The sequence below is a fragment of the Herbidospora solisilvae genome (assembly GCF_009901565.1).
Classification (GTDB): domain Bacteria; phylum Actinomycetota; class Actinomycetes; order Streptosporangiales; family Streptosporangiaceae; genus Herbidospora; species Herbidospora solisilvae.
The window spans coordinates 134806-153005 of record NZ_WXEW01000012.1 but is presented as its reverse complement, the minus strand read 5'-3'; the positions used below and the strand labels follow the sequence as shown (position 1 = coordinate 153005).

General features: G+C 70.7%; 16 protein-coding genes. 7 read left to right on the top strand and 9 right to left on the bottom strand.

Annotation, left to right across the window (positions count from 1 at the left end):
* Positions 1–10: 10 nt before the first annotated feature.
* Complete coding sequence (locus GT755_RS35045) at positions 11–1933, top strand: ABC transporter ATP-binding protein (RefSeq protein WP_407929446.1); 1923 nt, start codon at positions 11–13, stop codon at positions 1931–1933.
* On the opposite strand, the gene GT755_RS40240 is transcribed toward GT755_RS35045, so the two are convergent.
* From GT755_RS40240 to GT755_RS35020, 5 genes are all read right to left on the bottom strand, one after another.
* A complete protein-coding gene (locus tag GT755_RS40240) occupies positions 1849–4233 on the bottom strand; it encodes an aminotransferase class I/II-fold pyridoxal phosphate-dependent enzyme (protein ID WP_161483859.1) in 2385 nt (794 codons plus the stop codon). The two genes, GT755_RS35045 and GT755_RS40240, sit on opposite strands and share 85 nt — an antisense overlap.
* 19 nt (positions 4234–4252) lie before the next feature.
* Complete coding sequence (gene hppD / locus GT755_RS35035; RefSeq protein ID WP_161483858.1) at positions 4253–5302, bottom strand: 4-hydroxyphenylpyruvate dioxygenase; 1050 nt, start codon at positions 5300–5302, stop codon at positions 4253–4255.
* Between the two features lie 116 nt (positions 5303–5418).
* Positions 5419–6558 carry a sensor histidine kinase gene (locus tag GT755_RS35030; RefSeq protein ID WP_328794726.1) on the bottom strand — a complete coding sequence of 380 codons (1140 nt, stop codon included), beginning with the start codon at positions 6556–6558 and terminating at the stop codon, positions 5419–5421.
* Positions 6555–7208 carry a response regulator transcription factor gene (locus GT755_RS35025; protein ID WP_030455509.1) on the bottom strand — a complete coding sequence of 218 codons (654 nt, stop codon included), beginning with the start codon at positions 7206–7208 and terminating at the stop codon, positions 6555–6557. Before GT755_RS35025 ends, GT755_RS35030 begins: the two co-directional genes overlap by 4 nt.
* 50 nt (positions 7209–7258) lie before the next feature.
* Positions 7259–8242, bottom strand: coding sequence for a ParB/RepB/Spo0J family partition protein (locus tag GT755_RS35020; protein WP_202610897.1), 984 nt, complete (start codon positions 8240–8242; stop codon positions 7259–7261).
* 683 nt (positions 8243–8925) lie between these two features.
* Between GT755_RS35020 and GT755_RS35015 the strand changes: the two genes are divergently transcribed.
* Positions 8926–9861, top strand: a complete 936-nt coding sequence (locus GT755_RS35015) for a ParB/RepB/Spo0J family partition protein (protein ID WP_202610896.1) — start codon at positions 8926–8928, stop codon at positions 9859–9861.
* 90 nt (positions 9862–9951) lie between these two features.
* Here GT755_RS35015 and GT755_RS35010 read toward each other — a convergent pair whose 3' ends face one another.
* Together GT755_RS35010 and GT755_RS35005 are read right to left on the bottom strand one after the other, a co-directional pair.
* Positions 9952–11100 (bottom strand): pectate lyase, encoded by a 1149-nt coding sequence (locus GT755_RS35010; RefSeq protein ID WP_161483856.1) that lies wholly within the window; start codon positions 11098–11100, stop codon positions 9952–9954.
* A 114-nt stretch (positions 11101–11214) separates the two neighbouring features.
* Entirely contained in the window at positions 11215–11805 is a 591-nt protein-coding gene (locus GT755_RS35005; protein WP_161483855.1) for a hypothetical protein, read from the bottom strand.
* Positions 11806–11827: 22 nt separating this feature from the next.
* Here GT755_RS35005 and GT755_RS35000 point away from each other — a divergent pair, with 22 nt between their 5' ends.
* The 3 genes from GT755_RS35000 to GT755_RS34990 are packed head-to-tail and all read left to right on the top strand — an operon-like array spanning position 11828 to position 13039.
* Positions 11828–12322: a hypothetical protein gene (locus GT755_RS35000; RefSeq protein WP_161483854.1), complete on the top strand. Its 495-nt coding sequence runs from the start codon at positions 11828–11830 to the stop codon at positions 12320–12322.
* Positions 12323–12339: 17 nt separating this feature from the next.
* Entirely contained in the window at positions 12340–12642 is a 303-nt protein-coding gene (locus tag GT755_RS34995) for a hypothetical protein (RefSeq protein WP_161483853.1), read from the top strand.
* 10 nt (positions 12643–12652) lie between these two features.
* Positions 12653–13039, top strand: coding sequence for a VOC family protein (locus GT755_RS34990; protein WP_161483852.1), 387 nt, complete (start codon positions 12653–12655; stop codon positions 13037–13039).
* Positions 13040–13094: 55 nt separating this feature from the next.
* On the opposite strand, the gene GT755_RS34985 is transcribed toward GT755_RS34990, so the two are convergent.
* A complete protein-coding gene (locus tag GT755_RS34985; protein ID WP_030455501.1) occupies positions 13095–13298 on the bottom strand; it encodes a cold-shock protein in 204 nt (67 codons plus the stop codon).
* 347 nt (positions 13299–13645) lie between these two features.
* On the opposite strand from GT755_RS34985, the gene GT755_RS34980 reads away from it, so the two are divergent.
* Together GT755_RS34980 and GT755_RS34975 are read left to right on the top strand one after the other, a co-directional pair.
* Positions 13646–15358, top strand: coding sequence for an NAD-dependent malic enzyme (locus GT755_RS34980; protein ID WP_161483851.1), 1713 nt, complete (start codon positions 13646–13648; stop codon positions 15356–15358).
* Positions 15358–16773 (top strand): class II fumarate hydratase, encoded by a 1416-nt coding sequence (locus GT755_RS34975; protein ID WP_161483850.1) that lies wholly within the window; start codon positions 15358–15360, stop codon positions 16771–16773. The genes GT755_RS34980 and GT755_RS34975 overlap by 1 nt, the downstream gene beginning before the upstream one ends.
* 500 nt (positions 16774–17273) lie before the next feature.
* On the opposite strand, the gene GT755_RS34970 is transcribed toward GT755_RS34975, so the two are convergent.
* Positions 17274–18182 (bottom strand): protein kinase family protein, encoded by a 909-nt coding sequence (locus GT755_RS34970; protein WP_202610895.1) that lies wholly within the window; start codon positions 18180–18182, stop codon positions 17274–17276.
* Positions 18183–18200: the final 18 nt, after the last annotated feature.

Here is an 18200-nt window from a genome sequence, read left to right as displayed (position 1 = left end):
TCACGTGGCCATGATGAATGGCCCGCGCATAGGCCCGATGCGGCTGGGCGCCGACGAGTCCATAGGTCGGCACAAGGTCAAACCCGGCACCGTCCGGCGAATTCTCTCCTACGCGTCGCCCTATCGGTGGTCGCTGGCCGTGGTGATTCTGGCGACCGCGGTGGACGCGGCGATCGTGGCGGCCGGGCCGGTGCTGCTGAAGACGATCATCGACGAGGGCATCCTGCGGGGCCGCCACGGCGTGGTCGTGGCAGTGGCGGCCCTCATCGCCGGGCTGGCGGTGCTGAACGCGCTGGCGATCTTCACGCAGACCCGGTTCTCCAGCCGTGTCGGTCAGGGCATCGTCTTCGACCTGCGGTGCAAGGTGTTCGGCCATGTGCAGCGGCAGCCGCTCGCGTTCTTCACGCGAACCCAGACCGGCTCACTGGTCAGCCGGCTCAACACCGACGTCGTCGGCGCGCAGCAGGCGATCACCACGCTGCTGTCGCAGACGGTCTCGACCCTGTTGACGCTGGTCTTCGTGCTGAGCACGATGTTCTACCTGTCCTGGCAGATCACCGTGGCGGCGCTGGTGATGATCCCCCTCTTCCTGCTGCCCGCCAAGCTCATCGGGCGCAGGTTGCAGACGCTCACCCGTACGGGAATGGAGCTCAACGCCGACCTCGGCTCGATGATGAACGAGCGCTTCAACGTGTCGGGCGCCCTGCTCGCCAAGCTCTACGGCCGGACCGACCAGGAGCAGGGCGACTTCTCCGGGAAGGCGGCCCGGGTCCGCGACGTCGCCGTCTCGACGGCCGTCTACGGACGGCTGCTGTTCATCATCACCACCCTGATCACGGGCGTGACCACCGCCGTCGTCTACGGCCTCGGCGGGGTGCTGACCATCGGCGGCGAGTTCCAGATCGGCACGCTCGTCGCCATGGCCACCCTGCTGCTGCGCCTCTACGGCCCGGTCAACCAGCTCTCCAACATGCACGTCAGCGTGATGGTGGCGCTCGTCAGCTTCGACCGCGTCTTCGAGGTCCTGGACCTGCGGCCTCTGGTCGACGAACGGCCCGGCGCCCGGCCGCTGCCGGCCGACGCCGCCCCCGACGTCGTGTTCGAGGGCGTCTCGTTCGGCTACCCGGGCGCCGACGAGGTGTCGATCGCCTCCCTGGAGTCGGTCGCCCACCGGCAGCCCGAGCGGGCGGGCCGCCCGGTCCTCGACGAGGTCAGCTTCACCGCCCCCGCGGGCGGGATGACCGCGCTCGTCGGCCCCTCCGGCGCCGGCAAGACCACGATCACCCAGCTCGTCCCGCGCCTCTACGACGCCACCGAGGGCACGGTCCGGGTCGGCGGCCACGACGTGCGCGACCTGACGCTGCGCTCCCTGACCGACGCCATCGGCGTCGTCACCCAGGACGCGCACATGTTCCACGACACGATCAGGGCCAATCTCCTGTACGCCAACCCGGACGCCACCGAGGAGGACCTGGTCGGCGCGTGCGAGGCCGCCCGGATCTGGCCCACGATCGCGGCGCTGCCCGACGGCCTCGACACCGTCGTCGGCGACCGCGGCTACCGCCTGTCGGGCGGGGAGAAGCAGCGGGTGGCGCTGGCCCGGCTGCTGCTCAAGTCGCCGCCGATCGTGGTCCTCGACGAGGCCACCGCCCATCTCGACTCCGAGTCGGAGGCGGCCATCCAGCGGGCGCTGAAGACCGCGCTGGCCGGCCGCACCTCGCTGGTGGTGGCGCACCGATTGTCGACGATCCACGAGGCCGACCAGATCCTGGTGCTGAACGGCGGCCGGATCGAGGAGCGCGGCACCCACCGGGAGCTGCTCGCCGCCGGTGGGCTCTACGCCGAGCTCTACCGCACCCAGTTCGCGGCCGACCCCTCGATGAACGCCACCAGCCGGGCGACGCCCTCGTCGATCTCGGCCGGGGACAGGTAGCTGGTCGACAACCGCATCGCCCGCTGCCCGCCCCCCGAGGGGTAGAAGTACGACATGGGCGTCCAGATGACCCCGTACTCCTGCGCCGACCGGGTCAGCGCCGCGTTGTCGGCCGGGAACGGCACCTGGACGGTGAGGAAGAAGCCGCCCGAGGGCGTGTTCCAGCTGACCCCGAGCCGCTCGCGGCGGTCTTCCGGCAGGTGGCGGCCGAGGGCGGCGAGGGTGCGGGTCATGGTCTCGCCGTAGTAGGCGGCCGTCTCCGCGTTCAGGTCCGAGAGACGGCCGCCGGTGGCCAGCAGCGCGCCGCCCACCGCGGCCTGGCTGAGCGGGGAGGTGTTCACGGTCACCATGCTCTTGATCTTGGCCAGCTCGTCGGCCAGCAGCCCGGTCGTGCCGTCGGGGCGCACCACCGGCTGGTCGGCCACGGCGAACCCGAGCCGGGCGCCGGGGAACAGGCTCTTCGCGTACGAACCCAGGTGAACCACCCGCTGCTCGCGGTCGAGCGACTTGAGCGTGGGCTGCTGGGCGCCGGGGCTGACCAGCCGGTAGGGGCTGTCCTCCAGGATCAGGAGGCCGAGCCGTCCGGCCAGGGCGAGCAACTCGTGCCGCTCCGCGAGCGACATGGTGACGCCGGACGGGTTGGAGTGGTCGGGGCAGACGTACACGGCCCTGACCCTGCGCCCGCGGGACCGCTCCTCCTCGGCGGCGGCCTCGATCGCGGCGACCGAGCCCTCCTCGACGGCGGTGACCGCGACGTCCAGCAGCCGGGCCGCGCCGGTGATGCCGACGTAGCAGGGGCTGACCACCAGCAGCACGTCGTGAGGGCCGGAGAAGATCGCCCGCAGCGCGAGGAACATCGCCTCCTGACAGCCGACCGTGACCACGATCGACTCCGCCGGCACGTCGATGCCCTCGTCCACCCGCAGCGACTCGGCGACGAGCTCCCGGATCCGCCCGGCGGTCGGGCCGTACTGGAAGATCGCGTCGCGCACCTGCGCCGGCGTCCGCCCCTCGGCGGCCAGCTGGTCGAGGTAGCGCCGGATGTAGGTGAAGACCTGCTCGGTGTCGAAGAACCCGTCGTACGGGCGCCCCGGCGCGAACGACACGGCGTCGGGGTAGCGGATCGTGACCTCGTTCAGGAAGTTCATCGTGTCCATGACCGGGTCGCCGACGCTGGCGTGCAGGTCCTCCCGGCGCAGCACGCCGGTGAGCGGGACCGGCGCGGCGGGCTCGGCGGCGACCGGGCCGGCCGGGGCCGCGCGCACCAGCTCGGGCCCCACGTCGGCGATCGTGCGGACACCGGCGAGCGCCATCGTCTCGGTCACCTCGGCGAGCAGCACGGTCAGCACGTCGGTGACCCCCTCGGCCCCGCCGGTCGCGAGCCCGTGGAGGACCGGACGGCCGAGGAGCACCGCGTCGGCGCCCAGCGCGAGCGCGGCCAGCACGTCACGGCCCCGCCGCACTCCTCCGTCGAGCAGGATCGGCACCCGCCCGGCGACCGCCGCGGCGACCTCCGGCAGCACGTCGAGCGTGCCGGGGGCGCCGTCGAGCTGCCGCCCGCCGTGGTTGGAGACGACGATGCCGTCCACGCCCGCCTCGACGGCGCACACCGCGTCGGCGTCGGAGAGCACGCCCTTGACCAGGATCGGCAGCGAGCTGACCGAACGCAGCCAGTCGATCACCGACCAGTCGAGGTCGGGCGCGAGTTCGGCCCGCGCGTGCGCGGCGGGGTCGGTGAACCCCGACCCCGGCAGGTTGGCGGGACCGACCCCCTCGGGCAGCCGGAAGCCGTTGCGCAGATCGCGCAGCCGCCGCCCGAGGTGGGGGGTGTCGGCGGTCAGGACGAGCGCCTCGAACCCGGCGGCCTGGGCGCGTTCGACGACCGCCCGCGTGACGGAACGGTCGCGCAGGCAGTAGACCTGCAGCCACAGCGGCACGTCGGCCGCCGCGGCGATCTCCTCGAACGGGCGTCCGGCGAAGGTGCTCACCACGACGGGCACCCGGGCCGCCGCGGCGGTCCCCTGGGCGGTGGCGACCTCGCCCAGGGGGTGGGCGAGGGTCTGGAAGGCCAGCGGTGCGATCCCGACGGGCACGTCCCACGTACGGCCGAGGATCTTCACGGCCGGGTCGGGGTCACCGCCTCCGCGCAGGATGCGGGGGCGCAGCCGGACCCGGTCGAACGCCTCGACATTGGCCGCGACGGTCTTCTCCTCGCCCGCGCCGCCTTCGAGGAAATCCCATACCGGCGGTTCCAGCCGGGCCCGCGCGGATTCCCGGAATTCACCGAGTGTCAATTTCATCGAAGTGCGCCTTTCGATTTCAGTCCGCCTCCTGCCGCCTGATGGCGTCATAAAGCGCGTGGATGTTGTTGCTGCCGAACGAGTTCGCGCCCCGGCGTTCGATCACCTCGTAGAAGAGGGTGCGTCTCGGGTGGGTGGACTGGGTGAAGATCTGGAGCATGATCCCGGCCTGGTCGCGGTCGGCCAGGACGTTGAGCTCGCGCAGCACCTCGACGGGCGTGCCGACGGGGCCGAGGCGGCCGGGCAGCATGTCGTAGTAGCCGCCGGGGGTCGGCAGGAAGGTCACGCCCCGCTCCGCGCTGGTCCGCACGGCCGTCGCGATGTCCTCGGTCAGGAAGGCGACGTGCTGGACGCCGGCGCCGCCGTGCGCCTTCACGAACGCGTCGATCTGGCCGGGTTCGAGGTTCCCGTCGGGCTCCAGGATCGTCAGCGTCAACCGGCCCGACTCGCTCTGCACGACGGTGGACTCCATCGCCTGCGTGCCCACCACGATCCGCTCCGCGTACGTCTCCCCCAGACCGAAAACGCGCTGGTGGTAGTCGACGACGTCGGCCATCGTGCCGCCGGGCACGCAGATGGCGAAGTGGTCGACGGCCGAGAACAGCCCCATCCCCGAACGGCCGCAGCCGCTCTCGTCGACGAAGGCCGCGAAGGCCCCGCCGGGCTGCTCGCGCGAGACCAGCCGGTACGCCACGTCGCCGAAGGCCGACACCGACGCGAACACCACCCGCGCGCCGGGCGGGCCCGACGTCTCCGGCGGCGACAGCGACGTGGCCCCCCGCCCGACCGCCTCGGCGTAGGCGGCCGCCGCGTCGGGCACCCGCAGGCCGATGACGCCCACACCGTCGCCGTGGTCGCGGACGTACTCGGCGGCCCGGCCCTCGGTCCCGGCCGGGGAGGTGAGCAGCACCGCGATCCCGCGCTGGCGCAGCAGGATCGACTCCCCGCCGCCCGGATGGCCGCCGCCGCGGCCGCTGAGCGTGAATCCAAAACCTTCGCGAAGATAAGCCGCGGATTTTTCCACGTCTTCCACGAAGAATTCGATGTGGTCAATCGCCTGAATGTCCATTCGCCGCCTCCGTCGGGCCGATTTAACTCGGGCCAAAGCATTCAACGACAGGAATCGAGGCATCGTCCAACAATGCGAACGCGACGCTTGAACAGCGGATGATTTCCCGACGGAATTCAGGCGGCCGGCGCGACCGGGAGGGTCACGGTGACCGCGAGGCCGCCCTCGGGTTGTGCCTGCGCCCGCACGGCGCCGCCGTGGGCGTGCACGAGCGCGGCGACGATCGACAGGCCCAGCCCCGCGCCGTCGGCCGAGCCGGTCCGGTCGGCGTTGAGCCGCCGGAAGGGCTGGAACAGCTCCGCCACGCGCTCGGGCGGCACCCGCGGACCGCTGTTGCGGACGGCCAGCACGGCGTCGGAGGACAACTCGACCGTGACGTGGCCGCCGGGGTGGTTGTGCCTGATCGCGTTGTGCACCAGGTTGGCGGCCAGCCGCCCGAGCAGCACCTCGTCACCCGACACGACCACCGGTTTGGTGCGCACGTCGAGCGCCACGCCGTGGCGGACGGCCAGCGGCAGGTGGTCTTCGATGACCTGCTCGACGACGGCCTCCAAATCGACCGGAAGGTGGGCGTCGAGGCCGCGCTCCCCCTGCGCGAGCACGAGCAGCCCCTCGATGAGCCGCTCGCTCCGGAGCGTGTTGCGCAGCAGTTCGGCGCGGATTCTGGCGACCTTCTCGGGCGTCGGGTCGGCCAGCCCGACCTCGATGGCGGTGCGCTGGATGGCCAGCGGCGTGCGCAGCTCGTGGGAGGCGTTGGCGACGAAGCGGCGCTGGCTGTCGACCGCCTGCTCCAGCCGGTCGAGCATCGCGTCGAAGGTGTCGGCCAGTTCCTTCAGCTCGTCGCGCGGACCGGTGAGCGCGATGCGCTCGTGGAGGGTCGACAGCGAGAGGCGGCGGGCCGTGGTGGTGATGCGGTGGACCGGCCGCAGCAGCCGCCCGGTGAGCCAGAAGCAGACGGCGAAGGCGAGCACGGTGATGAGCACGAGGGTGACCACCGTGACGACGCGCTGCGAGTTGATCAGGGTGCGTTCGAGGTCGGCCTGCGCCTTGGCCAGCACGGCCGGGTCCTGGAGCGGCGCGGTGCCGGGATTGCCGACGAAGGGCGAGTCCTGCACCTTCTGGCCCACGATGATCTGCTGGATCTGCTGGGCGCCGAGCAGCACAGCGAGTGCGACGGTCGTGAAGATGCCGCCGTACAGCAGCGTCATCCGGGCCCTGATCGACCCGCCCGACCAGACGCGGCGCGCCTCCTTCACAGGCGGTACCCGCTTCCCGGGACGGTGGAGATGACGGGCGGGTCGCCGAGCTTGGCGCGGAGCTTGCTCATGGTCACCTTGACCACGGTGGTGAACGGGTCGGTGTGTTCGTCCCAGGCCCGTTCGAGGAGTTCCTCGGTGCTGACGACCGTGCCGCGCGCCTGCATCAGGACCTCCAGGACGGCGTACTCCTTGCGCGACAGCGGGAGGTACCGGCCGGCGCGGTGGGCCTGCCGCCGGGCCATGTCGAGGGTGATGTCCTGCCATTGGAGGACCGGCGGCAGCGGCTGGCCCGCCCGGCGGGCCAGCGCGCACACGCGCGCCACCAGCTCGTCGAACGCGAACGGCTTGGCCAGGTAGTCGTCGGCGCCGAGGTTGAGGCCGCTGATGCGTTCGTGCACCGCGCCCGAGGCGGTCAGCATCAGGATGCGCACCGCCTCACCGCGCTGGGCCAGCTCGCGGCAGATGTCGTCGCCGTGCACCTCCGGCAGGTCCCGGTCGAGGACGAGCACGTCGTACTCGTTCACCGACAGGCGCTCCAGCGCGGCGGCGCCGTCGTAGGCGACGTCGACCGCCATGGCCTGGTCGCGCAGCCCTTCGGCGATGAGGTCGGCCAGGACGTGCTCGTCTTCGGCCACGAGAATCCGCATGGCTTTCATTCCCCCACATCCGCGGTAAGACCGCGGTTAACGATCGGGCTTCATTCGCCTCCGGGCGGGGGCTCGGTCGCCCGGTCCTCCAACCGGTCGGCGAACTCCGCCCACGCCGCCGCGCAGCCGTCGGCGAGCGTGGCCACGACGTTGGTCCAGTGGGGTGGCACCGCCGACAGGATGCGCTCCCAGGATCCCGCGTCGATGGTGTGCAGGTTGAGCAGGTTGAGGATGGCTCGCCCGTTCTCGCTGAACCGCAGCGCCGGGTCGGCCCGCAGCCGTGCCACCATGCGCGCGCGGTCGTGGGCGGTGAACTGCCCGAACGGGCTCGGCTCCGATGGGACGGGTGGGGTCGGCGGTGGTGTGCGCTCCTGCGACCTGAGCAGGCCGTCTTCGCCGCGGGCGATGCGTTTTCGCACGTCGCGGGCGGTCTCCGGGGAGATGCCGGCGATCTTGGCCACCTGGCGCAGCGACATGTCGGGGTTGCTCCTGATGACCTCGCCCGCCCGCCGCCGCCCCTCCTCGGGGTCGAACCTGCGGACCCGGCCGTCCTGGCCGGTGCGGTCGAGCGTCACCACGTCGGCGTCGGCCTGGAGCTGCGACCGTATCTTGGCCACCGTCGCGGGCGCGATGCCGGCGACAGAGGCGATCATGCGGTCGGACCAGTGGGGGTGGGTGATGATGATGCGCTCGGCCGCCCGCTTGCGGTCCTGTTTCGACAGCGGCAGCCCGTGGGTGACGTTCGACTGCACGGCCAGGACGAACGCGTCGTCCTCCGCGCCGTCGAAGAAGACGACCGAGATCTTCTCCTCGCCGCGCCGGCGTGCGGCCTTCAGCCGGTGGAAGCCGTCGATGACCCGCATCGTCGGGCCGTGCACCACGATCGGCGGCAGCGGGTTCTGGGCCTCGGCGAGCGCGTCGACGTGATCGAGGTCCTCCCCGTCCAGGCGCGGCGACCCCGTCGTCGTCAGGTCGTCGATCAGCACCTCGGTGACCGACGTCAGCTCCATCAGTCGTAAGTCCTGCTTCGTCACGCTTATCTCCCAGCATTCGCGTACTGGTCATCGGCGGGACTGCGAGGCATCAGCCCGAACTGCTGTGCCGGGGAGCTGACGTCGTGTCGCGCGCGCGACGGCATGGCCGTCGCACACGACACGGCTGCTGACGATGGTTCCTGCGGCGGGCACGTTGGCCGTGTCGGCCCGTCCCCACGACGATTCTGCCGCGTCGACAGAAGCTTGATCCTTGCTACCCCCGGCTTTCCCGAACCGCTCAGCGACGAACCAATCGCCCCGTCATTTGCGTCGCTTGGTGCAAATCCACCTGCATATTGTGCAGAGCCACACAACAAGTCAAGAGCCTCTTGACTACCGTGCGTACGAGCGCCGCTACCTGGGCATACGACGCCGCGCTGTAATGCCGCGATCCGGCGCCCCACGGAAACCACTTGACGGCGGTGTCCACGATAGCGCCTGGACACTGTTCGATCGCACATCGGCCGGGCGCGCTCCGTCCAAGCGCGTGATTGCTCACTTGGACGCGAGAGACGCGTTAGGCGAGTTTTGGCGGCCTTGATGACGGTCGCGGCGGCTACTTATATTCGGCTCCGCGGTCGGGCTCCCGACCGGCGAAATCACGCTTCCACACTCTCCGCGCTGGAGTGTCATTGGAGAATCCACGTCATCATCAGCTCGGCGTAATCGTCCACGACGACGCGGTGACGGTTCCGGTGGGCCTGCTCCGCCACGCCGACTCACCGCGCCTCGACGGAGAGAACCACGACCACGTCCGCGCACTCGCGGAGACCACCGGCGCGCTGCCGCCCATCCTCGTCCACCGCGCCACCATGCGGGTGATCGACGGGATGCACCGCCTGCGCGCCGCCATCCTGACCGGCCGCCAGCACATCCCCGTCCGCTACGTCGACGGCGCCGAGGCCGACATCTTCCTGGCCGCCGTCCGCGCCAACGTCGAACACGGGCTGCCGCTCTCCCTCGCCGACCGCGAGGCGGCCGCCACCCGGATCCTGACCACCCACCCCCAGTGGTCCGACCGCGCCATCGCCGAGACCACCGGCCTGGCCTCCACCACGGTCGGCCGGATCCGGCAGCGCACCGCGACCACCCAGCCGGCCTCACGCATCGGCAAGGACGGCCGGGCCCGGCCGGTCAACGCCGCCGCCGCCCGCCGCCACGCCGGGCGTCTCATCGAAGAGCAGCCGCACGCCTCGCTGCGCGACATCGCCGAACAGGCGGGCATCTCCCCCGCCACCGCCAAGGACGTGCGCGACCGCCTGCAGCGGGGCGACAGTCCCGTACCGGCGAAACTCACCCTGGCCGAGACCCGCACACCCGGCACCCACCCGCAGACCCCGACGGTCACCCGGCTCCTGCGCAGGGGCCGCATCCCCGACCCCGACCAGATCCTCCGCAAGCTGCTGCGCGACCCGTCGCTCAAGCTGACCGACAACGGGCGGCTGCTGCTGCGCTGGCTCAGCACCCACACGGTCAACAGCCACGAGTGGGAGCGCCTGGAGGACGAGCTCCCCACCCACTGCGTTTCACTGGTCGCCGACCTCGCCGTGGGCCTGGCCTACGAATGGGCCCGGCTCGCCGAGACGCTGAAGAGCAGAGACCAGCGCGAGATGGCGTGACGGGCCGTCCTCGGGCGAAGCGCCATTCTGGCAGTGCTGGGCATTGACAGGAAGAGAGCCGGCCCGACATGAGTTGGACCGGCTCTCTTCTCATCGGTACGTCAGATCCGACGCCGAATAGAAGCAGTTCGTCGAGTCGGCCCCCGTGCCGACCTGGGTCGGCTCGTTGCCGCTGCTGTTGCCGTTGTACTTGCGGCAGATCACCATCGACCGGCCCGAGTCGTTGACGATCGTCACCCCGGAGAACCGGGCCGTGTCGCCGTAGTTGACGTTGACGCCGGCCACCGTGTTGCCCGGCCGGGTCAGCGTGACGTTCCTGATGACGACGTCCCGCTGGTACTGCGTGGAGCAGTTGCCGCACGAGCGGTAGAACGTCCCGAAGTTGGTCGCCTGGAAGTTCTGGACCGTGAGGGTGCCCGCGCCGTTGTGCTGGAACACCTTGTCGCTCGCGTACCGGGCGCCGCCGCCGTCGACGAGGAAGACCGGGTTGCCACTGCCCCGGAAGGTCGCGGCGTCCTCGCCGACGTCCTCCCACCAGACGTTGCGCAGCGTGCACGAACCCGAGCAGTGCACGCCGTCGCCGGCGGGGGCGCCGATGATGACGTTCTGCAGGGTCGCGCCGTTGGCGAGCTGGAACACCGGGTCCTGGCTCTCCTCCTGTCCGCCGTCGCCGATGCAGCAGTAGCGCCGCATGCCGCCGTCGAAGGTGCCGGACACCGAGATGGTCCCGTTGACGCCGACCTGCCCCGTGGGGGTGGGCCACCCGGTGGGCCGAGGTGTCGGCGTCGGGGTGGGGGTCGGCGTCGGGGTCGGGGTCGGGGTCGGGCTCGGGGTGGTGCCGCCGCAGGCCACGCCGTTGACGGCGAAGTTCGTCGGCGCGGGATTGCTCGACCCCGACGTGCCGTTGAAGCCGAACTGGGCGGAGGCGCCGGTGGCGAGGGCGCCGTTGTAGCTCAGACTGGCCGCGGTCACCGTGTTCCCGCTCTGGGTCACGGTCGCGTTCCACGCCTCGGAGACGGTCTGGCCTGCGGTGTACGACCAGGTCACCCGCCAGGCCGAGAGCGGGTCGCCGGTGTTGGTCAGCGTGAGGCCCGCGGTGAACCCGCCGGGCCACTGCGACTGGACGGTGTAGGTCACCCGGCAGGCGACCGCCGCCTGCGCCGCCACCACCGTCAGGGGGACGACGGCCGTCGCGGCCGTCAGGACGAGTAGCGCCTTCTGGCGCCATGAGCGCAGCATGCTGCCTCCTGCTGCTCGGGAACGTAGGCGCCAGCATCGGCGCCCCGCCTCCCGTCGCCCCCTCGGCTCACGTCGTTCGCCCAGGTGGGCGCTGAACGTTTCTGAAATCCGGTGTTACCAGGTGCGGGTGTGGTCACCGGCGAGCACCTTGGCGGCGGCGGCCTCCAGCTCGGTCGTGTACGCCTTCACGTCGGCCATCGCCGGACCGCCGGCCGCGATCACCTTTTCCCGCATGCACCCGGCCCAGCGCTCGTCCGCGCCGGCGATCCGGGGATCCTGACCGGCCGCGCCCGCCGCCTGCTGGGCCAGCACGTCCAGCGGATCCTTGCGCGGGGGCCGCAGATGATCATGGACGGCCTGCCGGCAACCTCCCCCCGGCACGGTCCTGCCGCCGCGGCGTTCGACCGTGCCGAGGTAGACGGCCTCGGCGTCGCCGGTGAAGGCGTACTCTCCCATCGCGGAGTAGCCGGTCACCGGTTCGCCGAGCCAGCCGAGATACCCGGCGTTCGGGTGGCGGCGGCGCAGGTCGCCGGCCGTGACGCCGTAGGCCGCGAGGCACTCGGTCACCAGGTGCTCCTCGGCGCGAACCACATCCGGGCCGGGTCCGTTCTGGTCTAGAGGGAGCGTGAGGTCGCGGGGCGTCTGCGTGCACGCGGAGAGAACGACGATCGCGGCGGCCGTCCATACTCCAAGTGATCGTTTCACTCGACGAACTTTAGGAGTCATCGTGGTGAAAGGTGGGGTGATCGCCGCTCTTGTTCTGCTCGTCGCCGCCGTGTGGTGGATCGCCGGCGCGGACGAGCGCCGGCTGAACGCTCACATGGAGGAGGTCCTGGAACGCGGCGGGCCCGTGGAGGGGCGGACCGAGGAGACCCGGCACATCGAAAGGGCCGTCCTGCTGCCGGACGGGCGGACGCTGCGGCTCTCCTTCGTCGGCGGAGCGCCGGAGGGCGAATGCGCCGAGTCCTTCACGGGCAGGTCCGTCGAGTCGTCCCGGGCCGTCGTGGTCGCCGTCGTCAACACGACGAGATTCGGGTTCGGTCCACGCGCCTGCACCGCCGTCGGCTACAGCCGGACAGTGGATGTGACCCTCGACCGGCCGCTCGACGGTCGTGCCGTGCTCGACGGGGCGAGCGGCCACCCCATCGACCTGAGCGCGTCCTCTTGGCCGTCCCCTGTCCTGCCCTCCCCGAACCGGGATCTTGCTCCGACACCGTCATAACGGATTTACTGGTGTCCATGATTATGCGGACCTGGCGTGGCTGGACGCGGAGAGAAGACGCCGACGCCTATGCGAAGTACCTCATGGAGACCGGCCACCCCGGTTACATCTCCACCCCCGGCAACCGGGGCGTCACCTTCACCCGCCGCGACGACGGCGACCGGACCGAGTTCTTCCTCGTCTCCCTCTGGGACTCCTGGGAGGCCGTCCGCGCCTTCGCCGGCGACGAGCCGGGCACGGCCGTCTTCTACCCGCAGGACGACCGGTTCCTCGTCGACCGCGAGACCACCGTCGGCCACTTCGACGTCTTCGCTCACTAGATTGGCCGCCATGGCACACCGATCGCGGCTGCACGCCGTCTCCATCGACGTCCCGCCGGACGTCCACGACCGGGAACTGGCCTTCTGGCAGGGGGCCGTCGGCCGGGAGATGCCGCGGCTCAGCGCCTTTCCCGACTTCCACCGGACCACGCCGCCCGGCGCCGGGATCTCATTCATCATGCAGCGGCTCGGGGAGGGCGCGCCAGGCGTCCACGTGGACATCCACACCGACGACCTCGACGCCGAGGTGGCCCGGCTCGAAGGGCTCGGCGCGGTGCGGGAGACGTTCACCGACAACGGGTGGTGGATCATGCGCGACCCGGCGGGGCTGCGGTTCTGCGTGCTGGAGGATCCGCCCGGCACCTTCGGCGACGACGACTCGACCCTCTGGGAGTGACGAAAAAACCGGGCCCGCGCCGTGTGGCGCGGGCCCGGTCGGGTCGTGCTGAAGATCAGGCGGGAACGATGTTCTCGGCCTGCGGGCCCTTCTGGCCCTGCGTGACGTCGAAGCTCACCCGCTGGCCCTCCTGGAGCTCACGGAAGCCCGAGGCGGCGATGTTGGAGTAGTGGGCGAAGACGTCGGCGCCGCCGCCGTCCTGCTGGATGAAGCCGAAGCCCTTTTCCGAGTTGAACCACTTCACGGTACCGGTAGCCATATCGATTCTCCTTCGGGGCCGAACCCGTGAGAAGCGCACTGTGCGCGTCTCGCGTCGCCGTGATGATCACCCCGACCGGAAAATCATCCGGAAATACAAAAGTGCCACCACCGATTCATTTCACCGGTGAGGCACTTGAAGTCTTCGGGAACCACAACTGCAACTGAAAACGACAGTATCACGGCACCCTCGGCCCATATAACGGTGGTACGGAAAAACCTGGTCCCCCGGCTGCGCGAAACCGGATCAAGAGGGATTCCTGGCGAAAACCTGACTTTGCCCGGCGTGTCGCCGGGCACGCCCCGCTGGACAGCCACTTTCCTGGGCGAAACGGGGGGATGGTGACGATGTCACCTGGGAACAGGAAGCCGGACGCGGCCCGCCGCGCCTTCTCCGAGCAGGAGGACGGTTCGTACACGACGTCCCTGCGGGGCCTGGAACTGCTGCGGGAGCCGATGCTGAACAAGGGCACGGCGTTCACGGCGGAGGAGCGCGCGGAACTGCTGCTCGACGGGCTGCTGCCGCCGGTGATCGAGTCGCTCGACGAGCAGACCCGCCGCGTGTACGCCCAATACCGGGCCCAGCCGACCGACCTGCTCAAGAACGTCTACCTCGAAGGGCTGCGCGACCGGAACGAGACGCTCTACTACCGGCTGCTCGGCGACCACCTGCGCGAGATGCTCCCCATCGTCTACGACCCGACGGTGGCGCGGGCGATCGAGACGTACAGCCACGAGTACCGCAGGCCCCGAGGGGTGTTCCTGTCGATCGACGACCCCGGCGGGATCGAGCGCGCCTTCGCCAACCTGGGGCTCGGCCCCGACGACGTCGACCTGATCGTCGCCTCGGACGCCGAGGAGATCCTCGGCATCGGCGACTGGGGCGTGGGCGGCGGCGCCGGCATCGCGGCCGGCAAGCTGGCCGTCTACACGGCCGCCGCCGGGATCGACCCCGACCGCGTCATCCCGGTCGCGCTCGACGTCGGCACCGACAACGAGGGGCTGCTCAACGACCCCGCCTATGTGGGGAACCGGCACTCGCGGGTGCGGGGCAAGCGCTACGACGACTTCATCGACGCCTACGTCACGGCCGCGACCCGGATGTTCCCGGGCGCGATGCTGCACTGGGAGGACTTCGGGCCGTCCAACGCCCGGCGCATCCTGGAGAGGTACACCGACCGGATCTCCACCTTCAACGACGACATGCAGGGCACCGGCGCGATCGTGCTGGCCGCCATGCTGAGCGCGGTGAAGGTGTCGGGGCTGCCGATGCGCGACCAGCGGATCGTCGTCTTCGGCGCGGGCACCGCCGGCATCGGCATCGCCGACCAGCTCCGCGACGCGATGATGCGCGACGGCCTCGACCACGACGAGGCGACCCGGCGCATCTGGCCGATCGACAGGCAGGGCCTGCTCACCGACGACATGGACGACCTGCGCGACTTCCAGATTCCCTACGCCCGCCCGGCCGGCGAGGGCGGCGGCGGCCTGGCGGAGGTCGTGGCGCGGGTCAAACCCACCATGCTGCTCGGCACCTCCACGGCGCACGGCGCCTTCACCGAGAAGGTCGTGCGCACGATGGCCGCGAACGTCGAACGGCCCGTCGTCTTCCCGATCTCCAACCCGACGGAGCGGATCGAGGCGATGCCGGGCGACCTGATCCGCTGGACCGACGGCCGGGCCCTGGTCGCGACCGGCGTGCCGATCGACCCGATCACGCACAACAGCATCACCTACGTCATCGGCCAGGCCAACAACGCGCTGCTCTACCCGGGCCTCGGACTCGGCGTGATCGTGTCGCGGGCCCGGCGGGTCAGCCGGGGCATGCTCCAGGCCGCCGCCGAGGCCGTGGCCGGGCTGGTCGACCCGACCCTGCCCGGGTCCTCGCTGCTGCCGCAGGTCGACAACCTGCGCGAGATCTCCGCCACGGTCGCGGTCGCCGTCGCCGAGCAGGCCGCGCGGGAGCACCTGGCCCGCACCGAGCTCCGCGACCCGGTCCAGCAGGTCCAGGACACCATGTGGCACCCGCGTTACCGGCCGGTCCGGGCGAGGGAGCGGTGATGACGACGTACAAGGAGACCCGCACCGAGAGCGACTCGCTCGGCGAGATCCAGGTGCCCGCCGACCGTCTGTGGGGCGCGCAGACGCAGCGGTCGCTGATCCACTTCGACATCGGCGACGACCTGATGCCGAAGGCGGTCTACCACGCCTACGGCTACGTCAAGAAGGCCGCCGCGATCGTCAACGCCCGCGCGGGGCGGCTGCCCCAGTGGAAGGCCGAGGCCATCGAGGAGGTCGCCGACGAGGTGATCACCGGGAGACTCGACGACGAGTTCCCCCTGTACGTCTGGCAGACCGGCTCCGGCACCCAGTCGAACATGAACGTCAACGAGGTGATCTCCAACCGGGCCATCCAGCTCCTCGGGGGCAGGCTGGGCAGCAAGGACCCGATCCATCCCAACGACCACGTCAACATGGGCCAGTCGTCCAACGACACCTTCGTCACCGCGATGCACCTGGCCGCCGTGGAGGCCGTCGAGGGCGGGCTGATCCCGGCGGCCCGCCGCCTGCGCGACGCCGCCGCCGACAAGAGCCGGCAGTGGGCCGACGTGGTCAAGATCGGCCGCACCCACCTGGAGGACGCCACCCCGCTGACGGTCGGCCAGGAGTGGTCCGGCTACGCCGCCCAGCTCGACGACGCCGCCGAGCACCTGGCGGCCACCGCCAAGGGCCTCTACCGGCTGGCCATCGGCGGCACCGCCGTCGGCACCGGCCTGAACGCGCCGCCCGGCTTCGCCGAGGAGGTCGCCGCCGAGATCGCCGAACTGACCGGCCACCCGTTCACGGGCGCGACCAACAGGTTCGCCGCCCAGGCGTCGTGCGACGCGCTGGTCCGGGTCTCGGCCGCGATCAGGGCGCTGGCCGTGCCGCTGTTCAAGTTCGCCAACGACATGCGCTGGCTCGGCTCGGGCCCGCGCGGCGGCCTGCACGAGCTGATCCTGCCGTCGAACGAGCCGGGCTCCTCGATCATGCCGGGGAAGGTCAACCCCACCCAGGCCGAGGCCATGCTGATGGTCTGCATCCAGGTGATGGCCGACGACACGGCGGTCTCGGCGGCGGGCGCCGAGGGCAACTTCGAGCTCAACGCGTTCCGCCCGCTGATCATCAACAACGTGCTCCACTCGGCCCGCATCCTGACCGACATGATCGACCACTTCCGCAGGTTCCTGGTCGCCGACGCCCGCCTGGACGAGGACCGGCTGCGCGAGTACGTCGACCGCTCGATCATGATGGTGACGGCGCTGAGCCCGGTGATCGGCTACGACAAGGCGGCGAAGATCGCCCACCGGGCGCTCGACGAGGACCTGACGCTGAAGGAGGCGGCGCTGAAGTCGGGGGTGGACGAGTCGTTGTTCGACCGGGTGGTCGTCCCCGAGAAGCTGACCCGGCCGGGCACCGCGGACTCCGGCCGCTGAACGGCGTCGGGCCCGATGGCCACGAGCCGACAGCGGCTCCTCGGTTTCGGTCACCGCACTAGCTATCAGGGGGCGACCCGAGCGCTTCACCGGCTGGACGCCCGACCGAACCGCGATCTGCCCGAGTTCCGGCCGTGCCCCGAGGTGCTCGACATGCCGCGGGCGAAAATGACGGGCATGGAGGAGCACATCGAGGCGCTCTCAGAGACGTGCACGGTGCTCCAGGACTACATCACAGGCACGGAGCGGCAGCCGGCCTACGAACCGTGAGGAACACTCCTCACCGTTCGATGAACCGACGTTCGCCCTTCCCGTGTGAGCAGAGCGGCGGGCTGAGTTCTGAGCTGGTCCACGCGGCGGCCTGGTCCGCAGCCGATTCGACGTCGCTGCCGACCCGGTCCGGGATCAGCACCTCGGCGTGGTGATCCGCCGCCAGGACACACCGCGGGCAGCAGCACGACCACGATATCGACCCGCGGCGGCCATCCGCAGCCGGGTGTTCATGAGACCTCAGTCGTGGGGGCCAGCAGACGGCGGTGGAAATCATCCTGGACGCGAGCGGTCCGGGCATGCCGATCGTGGATCGCGGCGACGCCGGGCGGGAGTTCGCCTTTCCAGATTCGGCGGATCTCGCGCACCAGAGACCCGGCCGTGTAGTCGTGGTCATACCGGAGATGAGCGGAGTGGAACTCCGTCTCGGCTGGTGAGAGCTCGAACTGCGAGCTCAGCGCGAGCCCGAAGTCGGCGAAGCGGAGCGTCTCGTCGTCGGTGAGAACGTTGCGAAAGTGTGCGTCGAAATGGACGAGCCCGCGCGAGCTCATGAAGTCACACCCCCGGACGAGCTCCCGCTCCGCCCAGGCGAAGCGCGCCTCCTCGGTGAGCCACTCTCCCAGCGTGTACGGAATGTGCTCCAGGAACAGCACGAGACTGTACGAAGCCCGTCCGATCGCCTCAAGCCGCGCCCGCACGGCCGGGGAACCCCGCCAGTGCGCGACCGCGCCGTCGATCCCGCCGAACTCGTCGGCGAACCCCTCGGGCGGGGAGTCGGGGATGACCCGCCAGTGGAGAAGCAGCGGAAACCCGACGTAGTCGCCCGCACGGACCCAGCCGGTCGTCATGAGATGGACGGCCAGCTCACGCCAGGCGCCGAAGCCCGTCGAGCCGAGCCCGTAGTGGTAGAAGGCGGGCAGGTCGAACAGGTTCCGCGTCGACCGGACGTGCTCCGGCCGCATCTCCAGATCGGTCACGGGGACCCGTTTGACGAAGACGGGTGTGCCGTCGACGTCGAGCGTGGCCGACCGTCCGCCGATGCCCGCGCCGTGCGCGGCGGCCTGCCGCACCCGGTCGGCGAGCTCGTGGTCGTCCAGCGACGACAACCGGGCCGACACCGCTAATGCTGGGTTTTCCACCGGTCGATTCTCCACCAC